Annotated in this window: 14 protein-coding genes and 3 tRNA genes; 7 read left to right on the forward strand and 10 right to left on the reverse strand. The window is 64.6% G+C overall.

What is annotated here, in order from left to right:
• Positions 1-17 precede the first annotated feature (17 nt).
• Together AC51GT_RS16580 and AC51GT_RS16585 are read right to left on the reverse strand one after the other, a co-directional pair.
• A complete protein-coding gene (locus tag AC51GT_RS16580; RefSeq protein ID WP_496329465.1) occupies positions 18-1,646 on the reverse strand; it encodes a glycosyl hydrolase family 28-related protein in 1,629 nt (542 codons plus the stop codon).
• Complete coding sequence (locus tag AC51GT_RS16585) at positions 1,643-2,809, reverse strand: glycosyltransferase family 4 protein (protein ID WP_496329466.1); 1,167 nt, start codon at positions 2,807-2,809, stop codon at positions 1,643-1,645. The genes AC51GT_RS16580 and AC51GT_RS16585 overlap by 4 nt, the downstream gene beginning before the upstream one ends.
• Positions 2,810-3,066: 257 nt before the next feature.
• On the opposite strand from AC51GT_RS16585, the gene AC51GT_RS16590 reads away from it, so the two are divergent.
• Entirely contained in the window at positions 3,067-4,185 is a 1,119-nt protein-coding gene (locus AC51GT_RS16590) for a glycosyltransferase (protein WP_496325053.1), read from the forward strand.
• Here AC51GT_RS16590 and AC51GT_RS16595 read toward each other — a convergent pair.
• The 3 genes from AC51GT_RS16595 to AC51GT_RS16605 all read right to left on the reverse strand — a co-directional run bounded on the left by AC51GT_RS16595 (position 4,176) and on the right by AC51GT_RS16605 (position 7,738).
• Positions 4,176-4,355 carry a hypothetical protein gene (locus AC51GT_RS16595; protein WP_496329467.1) on the reverse strand — a complete coding sequence of 60 codons (180 nt, stop codon included), beginning with the start codon at positions 4,353-4,355 and terminating at the stop codon, positions 4,176-4,178. The two genes, AC51GT_RS16590 and AC51GT_RS16595, sit on opposite strands and share 10 nt — an antisense overlap.
• A gap of 137 nt (positions 4,356-4,492) precedes the next feature.
• Positions 4,493-5,734, reverse strand: a complete 1,242-nt coding sequence (locus AC51GT_RS16600) for a T6SS phospholipase effector Tle1-like catalytic domain-containing protein (protein ID WP_496329468.1) — start codon at positions 5,732-5,734, stop codon at positions 4,493-4,495.
• A gap of 153 nt (positions 5,735-5,887) precedes the next feature.
• A complete protein-coding gene (locus tag AC51GT_RS16605; protein ID WP_496329469.1) occupies positions 5,888-7,738 on the reverse strand; it encodes a glycosyltransferase in 1,851 nt (616 codons plus the stop codon).
• A gap of 117 nt (positions 7,739-7,855) precedes the next feature.
• Here AC51GT_RS16605 and AC51GT_RS16610 point away from each other — a divergent pair, with 117 nt between their 5' ends.
• Positions 7,856-9,310 (forward strand): hypothetical protein, encoded by a 1,455-nt coding sequence (locus AC51GT_RS16610; RefSeq protein WP_496329470.1) that lies wholly within the window; start codon positions 7,856-7,858, stop codon positions 9,308-9,310.
• An 88-nt stretch (positions 9,311-9,398) separates the two neighbouring features.
• Here the strand turns inward: AC51GT_RS16610 and AC51GT_RS16615 are convergent.
• From AC51GT_RS16615 to AC51GT_RS16630, 4 genes are all read right to left on the reverse strand, one after another.
• Positions 9,399-9,475: transfer RNA gene (locus tag AC51GT_RS16615), tRNA-Phe, on the reverse strand.
• Between the two features lie 72 nt (positions 9,476-9,547).
• Positions 9,548-9,621, reverse strand: a tRNA-Asp gene (locus tag AC51GT_RS16620).
• A 35-nt stretch (positions 9,622-9,656) separates the two neighbouring features.
• Positions 9,657-9,729 (reverse strand) — tRNA-Glu (locus tag AC51GT_RS16625).
• 86 nt (positions 9,730-9,815) lie between these two features.
• On the reverse strand, positions 9,816-10,271 hold the full coding sequence (locus AC51GT_RS16630; protein ID WP_496329471.1) for a hypothetical protein: 456 nt from the start codon (positions 10,269-10,271) through the stop codon (positions 9,816-9,818).
• Between the two features lie 88 nt (positions 10,272-10,359).
• On the opposite strand from AC51GT_RS16630, the gene AC51GT_RS16635 reads away from it, so the two are divergent.
• The 4 genes from AC51GT_RS16635 (at position 10,360) to AC51GT_RS16650 (ending at position 15,434) form a co-directional block, all read left to right on the forward strand.
• Positions 10,360-11,205, forward strand: a complete 846-nt coding sequence (locus tag AC51GT_RS16635; RefSeq protein WP_496324858.1) for an AraC family transcriptional regulator — start codon at positions 10,360-10,362, stop codon at positions 11,203-11,205.
• Between the two features lie 169 nt (positions 11,206-11,374).
• Positions 11,375-12,280, forward strand: a complete 906-nt coding sequence (locus AC51GT_RS16640) for an ABC transporter ATP-binding protein (protein WP_496329472.1) — start codon at positions 11,375-11,377, stop codon at positions 12,278-12,280.
• Positions 12,277-13,335: an iron-siderophore ABC transporter substrate-binding protein gene (locus tag AC51GT_RS16645; RefSeq protein WP_496329473.1), complete on the forward strand. Its 1,059-nt coding sequence runs from the start codon at positions 12,277-12,279 to the stop codon at positions 13,333-13,335. Before AC51GT_RS16640 ends, AC51GT_RS16645 begins: the two co-directional genes overlap by 4 nt.
• The gene (locus AC51GT_RS16650; RefSeq protein ID WP_496329474.1) at positions 13,332-15,434 is read left to right on the forward strand and encodes an iron ABC transporter permease; all 2,103 of its coding nucleotides are present in this window, start codon (positions 13,332-13,334) and stop codon (positions 15,432-15,434) included. The genes AC51GT_RS16645 and AC51GT_RS16650 overlap by 4 nt, the downstream gene beginning before the upstream one ends.
• Positions 15,435-15,456: 22 nt before the next feature.
• On the opposite strand, the gene AC51GT_RS16655 is transcribed toward AC51GT_RS16650, so the two are convergent.
• Positions 15,457-16,224, reverse strand: a complete 768-nt coding sequence (locus AC51GT_RS16655) for an alpha/beta fold hydrolase (RefSeq protein WP_496329475.1) — start codon at positions 16,222-16,224, stop codon at positions 15,457-15,459.
• A 164-nt stretch (positions 16,225-16,388) separates the two neighbouring features.
• Here AC51GT_RS16655 and AC51GT_RS16660 point away from each other — a divergent pair, with 164 nt between their 5' ends.
• Positions 16,389-16,844, forward strand: coding sequence for a nitroreductase/quinone reductase family protein (locus AC51GT_RS16660; protein WP_496329476.1), 456 nt, complete (start codon positions 16,389-16,391; stop codon positions 16,842-16,844).
• Positions 16,845-16,987 lie beyond the last annotated feature (143 nt).

Raw genomic sequence — 16,987 nt, forward strand, 5'->3', positions numbered from 1 at the left:
GTTCGCCGTTCGGTCCGCTATCGGCAGGCCACGAAGACCGGTTCGCCCTTCGGCGGGGTGGTGGTCACGGCACCGATGGTCACCTCTGTGTCGCGGGGCGTCCCATCAACGCACCTGTCGCTGTACACCAGAATCGGCAGCCACGACGAAGGAGCCTGCGTCCAGACCAGATTCGCGGTTGACACCGTGCCGGACGAGCGGAGGAACTGGACGAACGGCCCAGCGCCTGCAGAGGGGATCGGCGGGCCGGTCACCGTCACATTGAGCTGGTCGATCTCGAACTGTTCCGCGTTGTCGGCAGCGAAGGCCAGCCCGGGCTGCGCGCTCGTGATGGAAACGGTTCCCCACGACATGCCCTGCGACGTCTGTAACCCCACGGCCCCGGTTCCCTGCGCGATCGCAGTGTCGATCACCGTGCAATCAGCCAGCTGAACACCGGTGACCGGTTGGACTGCAACCGATTCCATGAGTACGGACCAACTACTGCAGTCGGTTACCGCAACCCCGGAGATATCGAGGTCGAAACGGCTGAACGTGTCACCGACAGAGCCGTTCGGACGTGCGAGCACATGCAGTCCCATGTGTGAGTTCTCGATGGTCAATGCATCCAGGGTCACGCCGCGGCTGGCCACGTAGTGCCACCCGGCAGTCGAGGCAACCGAGGCCGAGTCGACCATCACGCCTGCACCGGCGGATTTTCCGCTGACCGCCAGTCCGGTGACCGTCGATCTGTTGACGCCGGCCAGACGCATCCCGTTTGCTCCGCCACCGGTCACGACAACATCTGTGATGTCGAAATCGGTGTTCGACCACTCGGTCAGAGCCGGGAACGAGAACGTCTCGGAAGCGTTGTCGTACTGGGGTTGTGCAGAGTAATAGGTCACCAGCGCCAGGCTGTCATCACCGGTATTCGTTGCCGAGTAGTTCTCGACGGTCCCCCGGCGGCACGCGTTGAAATGAAGACCGTCGGCCTTGGTGTCCTCGACATGAAGGCCGTCGACGGTGATGTCGGCGACGCCCATCATGATCACGCCCGCCTGCGGGCTCGCCTCCACCCGGCAGTTGCGCAGCGTCACCCCAACCGCCGGGCCGTTCGACCCGGTCCAACCGGCAGGCACCGCAGCGGTTTCCGATGGGTAACCCACCACGCGGATACCGTCCCCCATCGAGCGCTGCGCCGGCGCAGTGGCCCAACGCACCGCCACGTTGTTCAAGGAGACACGTTCGGCCGGACCGCGCAGCACGACGCCGTGACTGGTACCCATGCCGTTGCCGTCGAGGTTGTCCATCAACAACTCGGCCCCGGCCTCGAAGTCGATGGAGACGTCAGAGATACCCGCAACCGCGATCGCGGCATTGCCTGCGGGATGACGCTGGGCAAAGCGGTAGGTCCCGGCCGGGAACCATAGGACGTCGCCGGGATTCAGCGCAGCGACGGCGCTGCGGATGGCAAGGGAATCGTCCTGCACGCCATCCCCCACAGCACCGAAATCGCGGACGTCGCGAATCTCTCCGTCATCGGCGACGAGGCGGATATCGCGGGTGGATCCCGCCGGCGGCGCACCAGAACACGAGGTGAGCACCACCGCCACCGGGAGCGCCCCGAGGAAATGGCGGCGCGACAGTGCCGGTGATCTGTCAGTCAATGTGTGTCCTCCTCGAGTGCCGAACAAATCGCCTCGGCGGTTGCTGTCGCCGAGATCTCCGCCTGGCGCCGCTTGACGTGCAACTGGCCGCGATCACTCAACAATGCCCTGGCAGCGTCGTCGTCGCAGTACTTCTTCATGAGCAAGGCCAATGCCTGGCAGTCGTGCGGGTCGAAGTAGTCGGCACCATCACCGCATGTTTCCAGCAGGACAGCGATATTCGACGACAGGACGGGGGTCCCCGACGCCATGGCCTCGAGGGGAGGCAGACCTGCACCTTCGTACAGTGACGGCATCACCAGGAAGTCCGCCTGTGCCACCAGTGCGCGCAGACGGTCGAACGGAAGCCTGCCCGTCAACTGCACGCGTTCGCCGAGGCTCTCGACGAGCCGGGTGACCCGGTCGTCGAGTGTTCTGAGCGACTCATCGCCACCAGCAATCACCAGCGTGTGGGGAACCGAACCCGAGATCGCCGCAAATGCCTCGAGTAATACCGGCAAGTTCTTGTGACGTTTGATGTTTCCGACGTACAGCACGTACGGGGACTCAATCGGCGACAGTGCCGGCGCCGGCGGAGAAAACCATATGTCGTCGACGGGGATAGGAGTCACCAACACCTCGGTCGACGGGGCAAACGTTGCCACGGATCGCGCGGTCACCTCGGATGGAGTGAAAACTGTCGCCGTCCGCCGCGCGTCGAGTTTCAGCATTGTTCGTGCGTACGCGTTCTTGACCAGATTCTGGTCGCTCAATTTGTTGTCTTCGATATGAAGGGTGTCGTGCACGGTCGAGAAGAATCGAGTTTTTCGATGCCGGGGAGCCAACAGCGCGAGCGGAAATGGGTAATGCGGAACCCACAATGCCCGTGGACGCGTTTCGGCCAATGCCCGCCACCACACACGTTGCTCCTGGAGCGAATACATCCGGGCGTCGGCCGGATCCGAGAACACCACGCGAGTATTTGCGCTGGTCACAGGGAGTGCGTTCGGGTCCGCGAGAATGGCGAGGCCAAATCCGCGATCGTTGAGCACTTGTTCGAGAACCGGGATCTGAGTCCTGATGTAGGTCCCGATTCCGCTCTGCCGGATATGCCTGGCGTCGAACAACACGTCAACGGACAACGCAGGATCGCTGCTCGCATGACCGACCCGGGGAGTGTGCACGAAATTCATTGTCGCAGGTCTGACAATTCGCTTGAACCATCGCCTGTATCGTGTGATGCGCGACCTCGAATAAAAACTGCTACGTTCGGGAACGAACGAACCAGGATTCCTTCGGAGCCCGGAAGATTTTCAGTTACATTCTCGGTAAGCGAAGGGCGGCTTTGCGTGGATATCCGCAATGCTCAATTGGTGTACACCGCGGACAAAATGGGTAATCACCGATTGATTGCCACGTGCCGCAGGCAATCGACGCAATCATGAATGATCTGCGGTTGGCAATAGTCCATGAGCGATTCACGGAGATCGCGGGTTCAGAACATGTGGTCGAGCAGCTGTCGTCGACGTGGCCACACGCCGCCGTCCATGTTCCACTCGCCCGCCCGTCCGGCATACCGGCCGGACTTCACTCGCCTCCGGTGACGACCTGGGTCGACGGCGCATACCGCCTGCTGGGTAGGACTTCTTACGCGCCGCTGATGCCGTTGCTGCCCAGTGCCTTTCGGGGGATGAAACTCGGTGAGGTCGATGCGGTGGTGGTGAGTCATCATGCATTCGCCACGCAGGTGGCCTTCGCCACCGACGCCCCGGTGATCGCCTATGTGCACAGCCCGGCGCGCTGGGCGTGGGACCCGGCCTTCCGAGCGCAGGAAGCAGGGGGCTCGGTCGGTGCAGCAGTGCTCGCGGGACTGGCGCGAGTGGCGCGCCGAGACGAGTTGAAAGCGGTCGGACGGCTCGAGCGGATCGTCGCGAACTCGACCGAGGTCGCCGATCGGATTCAGCGATGGTGGGGTCGGGAAGCAACCGTGGTGCATCCGCCCGTGGACACGCACGGCTTCACCCCCGATCACTCGATCGAGCGTGAAGACTTCTTCCTGCTCGCCGGCCGAATGGTGCCGTACAAGCGTCCCGACTTGGCGATCAGGGCCGCACGGCAGGCCGGTAAGCGATTGATCGTCGTCGGTGACGGCCGATGGATGGACGTCTGCCAGGAGCTGGCGGCCGATGACACGGTCTTCGTCGGACGGGTCCCCCACCAACAATTATTGGATCTCTACCGGCGAGCGCGAGCGCTACTCATGCCCGGCGTCGAGGACTTCGGCATCGTTCCGGTCGAGGCGATGGCCACCGGAACACCCGTGATCGCGTTGGGCGAGGGCGGTGCACTCGACACCGTGATCCCGGGTAAGAGCGGGATCCTTGTCCCCACCGGCGACGATGATCGGGTGATCGACGGGCTCGCCGAGGCGATGACGACCTTCGATCCCGGCAGTTTCGATTCACGGGAGATCCGCTCGTGGGCCGAGGGATTCTCCCGAACGGCCTTCGGCGAAAACATGCGCCGAGTCGTCGACAGCGCACTCGCCGTTCACTCGTAGGCGGTCGTTTCCATACTGACCGTCTCCGGCGGCGGCGGGTTTCGAGGCGGTGTGTCCGGATCGTCGCCGTACGCGATCAGGACGCCGGCCCAGATCACCGCCGCGCAGGTGACAACACCACGGGAGAGAACCTTCCGGTTCCGGTCCCGGATGTCGGTACTGGCCGCCATATCGATCACCCCGAGCTCGAATCGTCTGCATCGTCGCCATGACGTTTCCATCCGGCTCGGCCGGCCACACGAGTACTGCGCTACTCGGTTTTTGCACAGGCGTCCGTGACGGCGTCACGTACCGAGGTGCCCGACGGTCATTGTGCGAGTGCGCGGGCCCTGTTCTCAACCGGAACCTCGAACCAGCCGGCGTCCTCGACGACGGGCAGATGCTCCAGGCGCCGAGCCGCCCTGTCCTTCGGACGAAGCGCGATGCGTGCCGAAACACTGCAGTGGAGTCGGCCGGCGCCGTCCGCGGGCGTGCGACGGACCGGGATCAGCAGACGCCAGACCCAAGAGTTCTTGTTGCAGTCCTCGCCGGCCATCTCATTCACGACCTGCGGCAATCCGCCGGCCATCGAGTTCTTCCGGAGGACTATCCCGGCTTGGATGGCACCGCGCAGAACCCACATCAAGGTGATGTTGCCGAGCCCGTTGCCTTTGCTGCTGCTCCCACCGACATCGGAGTGGACACCCGCGAACCACAGCTCCTCGACCGCGGACTCTTTCCCCACCGGCTGCTCTTTGTAGGGCCTGCGCCACTCGTCGATGGCTATCGCGTGCCGCCCCTGCCTGACGTTGGGCAGTTCGTCGGAATCGTCGAACAGCATCGACCGGCCGAATATGCCGGGCGCACTGACGGTATCCCACAGGCCGATGAATTCGACTGGCACCGAGAACATCTCGTCGATCTGATCACCGGTCAGAGCACCCGATTCACCCATGCCGACCACCGTGTCGTTCTTGGGGTCGGCCAGCCGGCACACCGTGACGCGAAAACTGCGCGCCTCCTCGGTGTCCGCGTCGTCCCACACCTTCTTTCGGCGGGCATACTCTTTGATCGCGTACTCCACGAGATTCTCCGACGATCGACGCGGAATGCCTATCTTGTGCAGCAGACCGGCCAGGGCCCGAGCCGTGAACGCTCCCCGACTGAACCCGAAGATGTATATCCGATCCCCCGGGTTCCAGTTGTTCATGAGGAACGTATAGGCCTCGGCAAGATTCGTTTTCAGTCCGGTGCCGAATGCCAGGCCGCTGAGCCGCGACATCAGCCGCCCGATCGGCGTCCACACCTTGGAGGAAGAGAACGTGCCCACACCGGGGTCGTAGTAGAGGAGTTGTCGCGGACGATAGCCCTGGCAACAAGGTGAATCTCCCGGCGCCGCCTGCCCGGTGCAACCGGGATCATGTTCTTCATCCCGGTTCTCCGAGAAGGCGCGCAACGCGCGAACGACGTTGGTATTGCCGTTGACACGAATGCTGTTGGCCGTTCCGTCCAGACAGATGACAAGATTTTTGGAGCGCAGGCGGCCTGACGTGTCGTGAGTGGTTTCCATTGCCAGTCCCCGATGGTCGATGCCGATTTGCGTTCCATCCATCTTCGCGCAACCGGACCCTGTAGCCATTTCCCAAAAGGGCAGACTTTCTCCACCGAACTCACGACAACCAAGTGGGCCGCTACCAGGAGTGACATTCGGCGATGTGAACGATCAACCGAACAGACGCTTCCAGCTCTGCTCGCTGGTCGATTCCGGCAGAGCCTCGCGGTACTCCTGTGCGACCACCGGTGCCTGCTCGCGAAATCGCCTGATCAGCTTGATGGTTCGCCACGTCAACTCGCGCAACGCCTTCGGGTTCCGGCGGCGTACCCGCACTCCGGCCTGGGACAAATCGGTCACCACCACATGTTCGAACAGGGAGGCGTGCCACCACGAAGCGTCCCCGGCGGGCAGTCGTATCACGCCCGGGATCGTGCGTCCCCGCCATTGGTAGACAAGGCGTTTGGCCAGCACCAGATCGATCAGGTCCTTACGCGGCTCGTGGCCCTGCAGCCAGGTCTGCATGTCGGCCAACCGGATGTCCGGGATCTCGGCTGCCGGGTACATCACCGTTTCGGGGTGACGCGCGCGCTCGGCGCGAATGTCCGGCAGGACACCGGTACCGCCGTCCTCGAGGATCTTCGGTCCGGCCAGAAAGTCCTCCACACCTCGGATCATGGTGAGGGCCAGTCCGTATTGCATCGAGACCAGATACTGCATCACCTCACGACCCAGCCGCTTGCCCAGCGCGTTGGCGTCGATGTCACTGTGCAACGCTGCGGTGATCAGGGAATTTCGAACACTGAAGTACTTCGCCCAGTCATCGCGGTCCTTGCGGTCGAACTCGGCGTGCCAGACCCCGGCGTTGGACAGGGTGACCGTGGCAAAGCCGTTGTCGCGGGCGCGGATTCCGAACTCGATGTCATCCCATTGGAAGAACACCGGCAGTGGCAGGCCGGTACCCTCCAACACGGCCGACGGGATCAGACAGGTCCACCACGCGTTGTAACCGGCATCCACCCGTCGGTTCTGCCGCTTTTTCAGCATCGATGAGTCGTGTCGTGCGTTCGGTGCCCACCGACCGGCCTGCAATCTGGTCAGGTCGGCGCGCTCGGCGCCGACATGGAGGCGATCGGGCCGGGTCAGGTACAACATCTGGGCACCGACCAGGGTGGGTTCGACCGTGGCGGCGGCAAAAGCGCTGAGCCGCAACACCGTTTCGGGCTCGCACACGATGTCGTCGTCCATCAGGACCACATCCGGCGCCTCCAGGCGTGCGTTGGCCTCCATGAGGCTGCGGGTGAATCCGCCTGCGCCACCGAGGTTCGGTTGACGCAGATAGACCAGTCTCCCGCCGAGCGTTTCGGACAACTCCGCGAACTGTGGATGGTCGGCGACCGCCAGCGACCCCTGATCCACCACCAACACCAGACTGACCTGGGCGATCGCGTCGAGATCAGCGGCCAGGGCGCTGACGGTCCGGACACAATCGTCCGGCCGGTTGAAGGTGCAGATCCCGATCGCGACGGGCGCCCGCGTTCCGGAATGCGGCACGGACCAGCGCACCCGGCTCACGTCGGCATCCCCGCCGGCGACGCTGAACCGTAACCACAATGCGCCGCCATCGAGGAAGTCATTGAGCGAGGCCTCGAGCTGCAATTCTCCGCTGCCCAACACGGTGTCGGTGGCCACGGTGCGTCCGCGGCCGGATATGTCACCGGCGATGATGTCCACCCGCAACCGGCCGGTGGTGGTGTGCGCCAGGGTCACCCGAACGGTCCGGGACGCTGTGGCCTGCTGCCAATAGCTCGCCGCGAACCGGCCGAAGTACGTATCGGTGTCCACTTCGGCACCGGCACGCAACGACACGGTGGAGCGGGACAAGTCCGCCTTCCCGCGCACCAACCTCGAGTACATCCGCGGGTTGACCGTGTCGACCGGACAGCCGAACAGACCTCGCTGCACCAGCAATTGCCCGGCCGGAACGTCGGTGATCACATCGGGCGCCGCGACATCACTCATGCTCTGCTGTTCTCCTTGATAGGGAACCTCGCGCGCAGATGGTGAGCATAGATTCTTGCCATACAATCAGGCGCGATGACAGTCGCGGCCAGCATACAGCGCTATTGGCCTTTCTTATTGTCAGGCGCAGCCGCCGGACTTCTCGTTTCGTGGTTCACCCACAACAGCCTCACCGACGACGCCTACATCTCGCTTGCCGCCGGCCGCAACCTTGCTGAGCACGCGCACTGGGGAGTCGTCCCGGAACTCACCGCCAACACCTCGACCTCGCCGCTGAACGTTCTCGTGCTCGGCGCACTGACCTGGCCCACCACCTGGTTCGGCGGGGCGGATCCGATACTGGCGCTGGCGGCGTCGAACACCATCTGCGCGATCGTCATCGCGTGCGCGGCGCGGTCGATCACCAGGTCGGTCGGCGTCTCCGGCTGGTACGCCGCCGCCGTGCTGTTGCTGGCGCTTCTCAATCCCTTTGTGCTGTCGGCGATCGGACTGGAGGTGTTGCTGATCGGTGCCGGGCTGCTCAGCCTGACCGCGCTGGCGTTGCGCGGAAACATGATCGGCTTCGGCGTCGTCGCCGGGCTGTTGGTTCTGACCCGGCTGGATCTGATCGTGTGTGTGACCGTCGTCGCCGGATGCACCCGCGCAATCTGGTCGTGGCGCACCGGTGCCGCATTTGTCGCAGTTGCGGTCCCCTGGTACCTGTTCAGCTGGGTGGTGCTCGGTTCGGCGATACCCGACACGTTTCTGATCAAGGAAGGCCAGGCCTCCGATGTCGGCGGATACGACTACCTGAGCGGGCCCGAACTGTATTTCGACAGCCGACCGGTCGCCACGCTGGCCGCATTCGGTCCGGCGCTGGTCGGTGTGGTCGTGGCGGTGAGTTGGATGTTCATCCCGCGCGTGCGGAGGTCGATACCGGCCCCGCTGTGGGCGCTCGGCATCGCCGGAATCCTCTATTACATCGCCTATTCCGTGCTCGATACCGTGCCGTATCACTGGTATTACGTCGTTCCCACGCTCAGCCTCGGTTGCTTCGCCGTACTCGCGGTGGGCACGCTGGCCACGCGGATCCGGACCGGACGCACCGGCATCCTTGAGCACGCACCGCAACTGACCGCAGCTGCATTCGCCATCGCCGCGGTGCTCCTCACCACGGTGTCGAACACCGGACGCGGAATGCCGTGGCACGAACCGGTGATCTTCGGAAACTGGGCCGGCGCCGAGGACTACGCCCGGATGGCGACCGAGGTGGGCGCGATCGTCGGAGAAGATCCCGTCCGCTCGCCCGGAGAGATCGGCGCCTTGGCCTACTTCTGCGATTGCACGATCGTCGACGAGTTCTCCGACCGCGGATTGATCATCCTCGACCGCTTACAGCCTCGCCTCGATACGGCGGGAACGCTCTCCCGTCTCGCCCTGCGCGCGAACTACGCAAATCTGGACTACACCCTCGAACCCGTGCGGCCCATGTATCGGCTGGATTGGGTCCCCGGAGACAGTGGCGGAAGAGCCTGGACCTGGCAATTCGACAGTGGCCGCAGTGACGGTCACTTCGCACTGAGCAGGTACTGATTCGGTGGCCCGTCGGGATGGCCCGAGACCATCGGGCAGCCCGCGTGGAATCTGCGATTCAAATGCAAATCCGGGACTGGTCGAACAATGGTGGCCAGAGTCGGGATCGAACCGACGACCTTCCGCTTTTCAGGCGGACGCTCGTACCAACTGAGCTACCTGGCCGAACGACACTCAGGCGAACCTGGATGTCAGTCGCAATCGCTTGCGACCCTCCGGCGAGCCGGAAATCTAAAGCGACCCTGACGGGACTCGAACCCGCGACCTCCGCCGTGACAGGGCGGCGCGCTAACCAACTGCGCTACAGGGCCTTGCTTGCTCTGCCATCGCGAACGATGGCAATGCGTACCCCCTACGGGATTCGAACCCGCGCTACCGCCTTGAAAGGGCGGCGTCCTAGGCCGCTAGACGAAGGGGGCCGGTGTTCTCCGTTGGGAGCTGAATCAGCATATGACACGGAGCCGGATGCGAGAAATCGAGCCCTCGATCTGCGAAGACTCCACGGTCATCGGCCACGTTGGAGGGCATCGGAGGTACTCAACGCCGCCGGCACATGTCCGATTGCGAGGATGACCGCCGCCGCCGCAATCCAACCGTTGCCGAGCCATGCCGCGGTGCCGAGGAACACCAGGACCGGCAAGATCGCCATGGGCACCGGCACCTGCCACAACGGCCGATACAGCGCGGCGCCGGCGCGACCGGCCACGAGATAGCGCCCCCAGAGCGCGTAGTAGAGCACGAGACAAACCAGAGTCGGCGCAGCCCACCAATGCACGACAGTCCCCGGCTGGGTGATTGCCGGGACAACCAGACACAACGCCTGTCCCCCGCGTTCCAACAATGTCAGCGGCCGCGCCACGGTGGCCGATGGAATCGGGGTCTCGGACGGAAAGAACAACAGCAGAAGGTTGGGAGCGAGTACGGCAAGACTGATGATGAGCCCTACCGGCGAAAACCCCACGGGCCGAAGCTACAGGTACCGATCGCCCGACGGCTGATCGAACTTCAGCGAACTCGCCGGCACCCCGGGCTGCAGTATCGTCATCGCCATGGCCCCGCCGACTCGTGATCACGCGGGCGGCGGATCGTGGCGTCGCGAGCAGGGCACCGTGGTCCGCCGGGCCACAACGGTCACCGACAGCACGCCACTGTCATTCGTGATCTTTGCCGAGTCGGAAACGGCCGGTGTGCCGTTGGAGTACGAAGCGCACTCGCACCCGACGCACGAGCTGGTGTGGGTGCGCAAAGGAACGCTGACGGCGATCATCGGCAAGCGCGTGTTCACCGTCTCGGATGGATACGCGCTGTGGCTACCGGCCGGGACGGTCCACGCGGGAAGGCTGACAGCGAATGCGCAATTCTCTGATGCGTACTTCGCTCCCCATCAGACATCCGTTGCGTTCGAAGGACCAACCACCATCGAAATGACTCCGGTGCTGGAGTCCCTGCTCACCCATCTCGGACGCACCGATCTCGATGATGCCGCCCGAGCAAGGGCCGAGGCGGTTGTCTTCGATGTACTCGAGCCGTCGAAACATCAACTCACACTGCAACTCCCGGGCGACTCGAGGATCAACGCGATCGCCGAGGCGCTACTCGAAAACCCTGCGGACGGCCGCGCGCTGGATGAATGGGCGCGCATCCTCGGCGTCAGCGAACGCACGATCACACGAGCGTTTCGCAGCACCACCGGGCTGCCGTTCGCACAGTGGCGCCAGGTGCTGCGAGTTCACCAGGCGCTCGCCCTGCTGACTGAAGGTTACGAGGTTCAAACCACCTCCGAATTGCTGGGCTACGCACAGCCCAGCACCTTCATCGACGCCTTCCGGCGGGTGATGGGGGCGACGCCGGGCACCTTCGTCGGGATACCGCCGAGACCTGGCCAATTGTCCTGAATTCCGTATCGGGTGTCCCAATGTCCTTGTTGCCGACAAGGTCATCCGGCCCCTATAGTCCTTATGCAAGGGTTACCTAACCTTCTGCTGAACACGTGCGGACCTGCTGGTGGTCGATCGACGCCCCCGAAAGTGACGTGCTCCGCCACTTCGACTCAGAGCTGACTCCATGACCTCCACAGATGCTGCGCGCACAGACGCGACGACGAGCGCACCAGCTCTGGTTGGCGACGCATTGACCTTGAAGTACGGCAAGACCGCTGTGGTCCACGACGTCTCGATCGCCTTGCAACCTGGCCGCATCACCGCCCTCGTGGGGCCCAACGGGAGCGGCAAGTCCACCCTGTTGCGTTCCCTGGCTCGTCTGCATCCGATCGACGAGGGGCACGTGCGGCTCGGCGGAGCCGATGGCCGGCCCGAGCGGGCCGCGTCACTGCTCAGTGCTCGCGAGTTCGCCCGAGAAGTCACCCTGTTCTCTCAATCGCGGCCCGCACCGCAAGGCCTGTCCGTGCGCGAAGTGGTGGCGTTCGGACGTCACCCGTACCGCCGCGGCTTCGCGGGATTGTCCGCCGAGGATCGCCGCGCCATCGACCACGCAATGGTTGCCACCGGAGTGCATGAGATGGCCGGCCGTTCCGTCGGGGAACTGTCCGGCGGTGAGGTGCAACGTGTTTGGCTGGCCGCCTGCGTCGCCCAGGACACCGAAGTCATCCTCCTCGACGAACCCACGAATCACCTCGACCTGCGGTACCAGATCGAGACCCTCGATCTCGTCCGCGATCTCGCCGAGGAACACGGCGCTGCCGTCGGAATCGTGCTCCACGACCTCGACCACGCGGCGCGTGTCGCAGACACTCTGATCCTGTTGTCCTCCGGCCACGTTCACGCCTCGGGGTCGCCCCGCGAGGTTCTCACCGCTCGCAACATCGGCGACGTCTACGAGATCGAGGTCGAAGTCGAGGTCGACCGCCGCACGAACCGTCTCCGCATCGACCCGGTCGGACGGCATCCCGCCCGCATCCCGGGCGATGCCACCCAAACCTGTTCCATCCCCACTCGAGAGGACCTTTCGTGACCCGCTTGAACCGAATCGCTGCAGCGTCAGTGGCTTTTGCCGCAGTGCTGGCCGCCACCGCCTGTGGCACCACCAGTGAAGACAAGGCCGACAGCAGCGCCGTGGCACCACCGCCCTCGCAGAGTTGCAACGAGGACACGACAACGACGTCCACGGATCCGGTCTCGCTGACCGACGGCGTCGGCCGCACAGTCGAACTCGACCAGCCGGCGAAGCGGGTGGCGGTGCTGGAATGGCAGCAGATCGAGGATGCCCTCACGTTGTGCGTCACGCCTGTCGCTGTGTCGGACTCCGAGGGCTACAGCACGTACGTCAGTGCCGAGAAGCTCCCCGAAGCCGTCACCGACGTCGGCACCCGCGGCGAGCCCGACCTCGACACGCTGTACGCCACGAATCCCGACCTCATCATCATCGAGGCGTTCAGCGCCGACGACGAGATCATCGCCCAGCTCGAAGAGCGCGGCGTGCCCGTGCTCGCCACACTGGGCGCCGACGGCTCCGACCCCATCGGGAACATGAAAAACGTGTTCTCGATGATCGGTGAGGCGACCGGCCGCACCGAGCGGGCCGATCAGGTGCTGCAGGAGTTCGACGACCATCTCGCAGCAGCAAAGGCAAAGGTCGAGAACGTCGATCTCCCGACACGGGACTTCCTGTTCTTCGACGGATGGATCGAAGGCGGCAACGTGATCGTCCGTCCCTACGGTGACGGCGCCCTGTTCACCGCGCTGGGTGAAGAGCTCGGTATGACCTCCGCTTGGACGCACGAGATCAACGAGGCGTACGGAAGCGGCGGAGTCGATCCCGCATACGGACTTGCCCAGACCGACATCGAAGGCCTCACCGCCGTCGGTAACGCCAACCTCTTCTACTCGACCGACGACGAAGCCGACAGCTACGTCAACGAGCTTGTGAAGAGCCCGATCTGGACCTCGTTGCCCGCCGTGCAGCAGGGACGTGCCTACCCGTTCCCGCCGGGGGTCTGGGGCGCCGGCGGCCCGCTCTCCTGCCAGCAGGCAGTGGACGCCTACGTCGACATCCTCACCACCGCTTGATCGCCACACGTGACGCCGACACCGGGCAGCAGTCGCTGCCCGGTGTTGGTGTGCGCCGCGGCGTCGGTGCAGTGGCCGTGCTGGCCACTCTGCTCGCTGCGGTTGTCCTGGTCGGGATGTGGCACCTCACCCAGGGAACATCCGGTGTCGGGATGTGGGACCTGCTGCGGCTTCTCGGCGGAGCGGAAGACAATGTCGGCGGCGTGCCGGTCCGGGACGTGCTGACCGGATCCCGCCTGCCGCGCCTATTCGCAGGTGTGGCAGTGGGTTTCGCCCTCGGCGTGGCGGGAGCACTGCTGCAGTCGATCACCCGCAACGCCCTGGCCTCTCCCGACACATTGGCCGTCACCGCCGGCTCGTATTTCGCACTCACCCTGGTCGCCGCGCTCGGCCTCTCGGTGCCGCTGTGGGCATCGGGTGGCGTTGCATTCCTCGGAGGCATCGCCGCAGCGGCTGTGGTTCTGGGACTTTCCGGGCGGGCGGCAGGGACCGGTACCACCCGGCTCATCCTCGCCGGGGCCGCAATTGCGATGGCACTCGACGCGTTGACCGCGATGTTCCTGATCCTGTTCAAGGAGAACACCACCGGCCTGTTCGCCTGGGGCAGTGGCTCACTTGCCCAGCTGAACATCGACGCGTTCGTCCGCGCCGCACCGATCATCGTCGCGGTGTTCGGGGCGGCGCTACTGCTCTCGCGCCGTCTCGATGTACTCGGGCTCGGCGACGACGCCGCCTCAGCGGTGGGCGTACCGATCCAGTCCACCCGCGTGATCGCCGTGATCTATGCCGTCCTGCTGACTGCCATCTCGGTGACCCTGGCCGGACCGATCGCCTTCCTCGGACTCGCCGCCCCCGTGCTGGCCCGTCTGATCGCCGGACGGGTCCCGACACTCCGCAGGCACGTCTTCCTCGTACCCGCCTCGGGGTTGCTCGGTGCGTTGCTCATTCTGCTCGCCGACGTCTTGTTGCGGGCGGCAATGGGAGCCCAGGCCGCCACCTCGATTCCCACCGGCATTCCCACCGCCCTGCTGGGATCGGTGATGATCGTGATCCTCGCACTGCGACTTCGTGATTCAGGATCTACCCGGCAGCCGCCCGCGCAACGGATCGGCATCCGTTCGCGTCGCCGATTCGTCCTCACGCTGATCGTCGCGGCGGTGTTGCTGGTCGCGGCCATCATCATCGACCTGCTCGCGGGGAGCCTGTGGCTGCGGACCGGCGACCTCATACTCTGGAGCCAGGGCACCGCACCCGATCTCGTCAGCCGAGCTCTCGACGAACGATTCCCACGCGTGGCTGCGGCCGTGCTCGCCGGAGCAGCACTCGCCCTGGCGGGATGCATTGTGCAAGGCACCGTACGCAATCCGCTGGCCGAACCCGGGATCCTGGGTATCACGGCCGGGGCCGGCCTGGGTGCGGTCAGCGTGGTGACGTCCGACGGAGGCGGCGGACGTCAGGCGATCATCGTCATGGCTGTTGTCGTGGGTATGGCCACGTTCGCACTGATTGCACTGCTGGCCTGGCGCGGTGGACTCCTGCCCGACCGGTTCGTGCTGATCGGGATCGGTTGCAGCTACGGCATCAGTGCGGTGACGACTTTCCTTCTCCTACGGGCCAACCCGTGGGACACGCCCCGCATCTTCACCTGGCTGTCAGGCACGACCTACGGGCGCACGCTCCCCGACGTCATCCCGATCGCCGTAGCGCTTGTTGTCGCGGTACCGGTGCTGTACGGGATGCGGCGCCAACTCGACATCATCGCCATCGACGAGGACACCCCGCGCATTGTCGGTATCCGGCTCGAACGCACCCGACTGATCCTGCTCGCGATCGCGGCACTACTGGCCGCCCTCAGCGTCATCGCGGTCGGCGTCGTCGGATTCGTCGGCCTCGTCGCGCCGCACCTCGCTCGCGGCATTGTCGGCTCCCGTCACGGACGTGTCATCCCGGTCTCGATGCTGCTCGGTGGACTGCTCGTCTGTGTCGCCGACATCCTCGGCCGGACTCTCATTGCGCCCGCGCAGGTGCCGGCCGGACTCATGATCGCCTTGGTCGGCGCACCCTACTTCGTCTGGCTGCTCAGCCGCTCACGCGACTAGCAGGTGCTCCCGCCGACGATCATCAATTTTCCTGCTGCAGAAACTCTTTGATGAGAAGACTGATCAGCTCGGGACGTTCCGCAATCAGATTGTGGGTCGCTCCGGGCACAATGCACAGCTGCGCGCCGGGGATCGATGAAGCAATCAGCAAACTGTGGTCCGGGCGGATGGTGTCACGGTCGCCCGACATCACCAACGTGCGTGCGGTGATTCTCGCCAGATCGGCCGGTGCGATCTCGGGCTCCGCGGTCCAGAGGCGAAACAGCTTGGCCAGCACCGCGTCTACATGTGCCGGCCCGTCCGGAGAGAGCCGCTCATAGTGCATCCGCTCGACATCGGGCTCGCCGGCACTCTCACCCGCGGACTGCGCCGGCGAATCGAGGACGACAGCGCCCGCGGCCTCGGCCGAATGCGTGAACGCGGACGGGTCGAGGTTCGCGCTGATGGCGACCAGCGACCGGATCCGCTCCGGATGATCGAGGGCGAGCAACAGTCCGATGATCGCACCGTCGCTGTAACCGATCACGTCCACTGCGTCGAGACCATGCGCGTCCAGGTACTCCAGTGTGTCGGCGACGCCGCGCGCATAGCTGTACTCCTCGTCGATGTCCGCCGATCGACCGTGGCCGGGGCGCTCGTACGCGAATACCTGATGGTCCGTGACCAGGGCATCGGACTGCGCCCGCAGGGACTCGAGAGAGCAGTAACCACCGTGAAGCAACAGCACCGGGCTGCCGCGGCCCTCGACCTCCGAGTACAGATCCATCCCGTTGATCCGGAGATACGCCATCTGCTGTGTTCATCCCTCCGACAGTCTCCGTTGTGGAGCCGAATCAGCATAGGGCAGATCCCGATCTCGGCGGCCGAACCCCGTCCATCGCGCCGCCGGGAGCGCGACAATCAATGGCATGCAACACCCATGACGTTTCGTCAATCAACGCGAAGGAACGAACCATGAGCTTTGAAACACGCGCCGGCACTCGCGGCGACAAAAGACCGGCGGGCCCCTTGTTCCGACTGTTCAACAAGATCGCGGCCAAACGGATTCGCCGCGATGGCAGCTTCCGCGGCGTGAAGGCCCTCGTCCTGCACACCATCGGCGCCAAGACCGGACAGGAACGCTCGAACCCGGTCAACTGGTTTTCCGGCCCCGACGGCAGCTGGCTGATCGTGGCGTCGGCAGCAGGTGCCACCGGGAACCCGGGCTGGTACTACAACATCAAGGCCCACCCGGACAAGCTCCGCATCGAGCTCGACGACCGCAGTATCGACGTCAAGGCAAACCAACTCCACGGCGCCGAGCGGGAGCAGGCGTGGAACGACATCACCACCGGTGCACCACAATTCGCGGGTTACCAAGAAAAGACCGATCGCGAACTCCCCATCATCCGCCTGATCCCTCGCGACTGAATGGTTCGGCCGACGCGACGGTGCCACCGACAACCTCTGCGCCGTGCGAACCGGACCGAACACTGGCAAGATCTTCGGTGACTGCCCACTATTCGCCCTGGTGAGCAGCTGATTCCGCCGCACTGCCCAGAGCCATCCCCGAC

It is taken from the genome of Williamsia sp. z34, from assembly GCF_059553395.1.

What these genes read in the sequence shown, in the direction of transcription:
- AC51GT_RS16595 (WP_496329467.1), bottom strand. Translation starts at nt 4,355, where the DNA reads ATGGCGGCCAGTACCGACATCCGGGACCGGAACCGGAAGGTTCTCTCC.
- AC51GT_RS16600 (WP_496329468.1), bottom strand. Translation starts at nt 5,734, where the DNA reads ATGGAAACCACTCACGACACGTCAGGCCGCCTGCGCTCCAAAAATCTT.
- AC51GT_RS16655 (WP_496329475.1), bottom strand. Translation starts at nt 16,224, where the DNA reads ATGGCGTATCTCCGGATCAACGGGATGGATCTGTACTCGGAGGTCGAG.
- AC51GT_RS16640 (WP_496329472.1), top strand. Translation starts at nt 11,375, where the DNA reads ATGACCTCCACAGATGCTGCGCGCACAGACGCGACGACGAGCGCACCA.
- AC51GT_RS16635 (WP_496324858.1), top strand. Translation starts at nt 10,360, where the DNA reads ATGGCCCCGCCGACTCGTGATCACGCGGGCGGCGGATCGTGGCGTCGC.
- AC51GT_RS16590 (WP_496325053.1), top strand. Translation starts at nt 3,067, where the DNA reads ATGAATGATCTGCGGTTGGCAATAGTCCATGAGCGATTCACGGAGATC.
- AC51GT_RS16605 (WP_496329469.1), bottom strand. Translation starts at nt 7,738, where the DNA reads ATGAGTGATGTCGCGGCGCCCGATGTGATCACCGACGTTCCGGCCGGG.
- AC51GT_RS16660 (WP_496329476.1), top strand. Translation starts at nt 16,389, where the DNA reads ATGAGCTTTGAAACACGCGCCGGCACTCGCGGCGACAAAAGACCGGCG.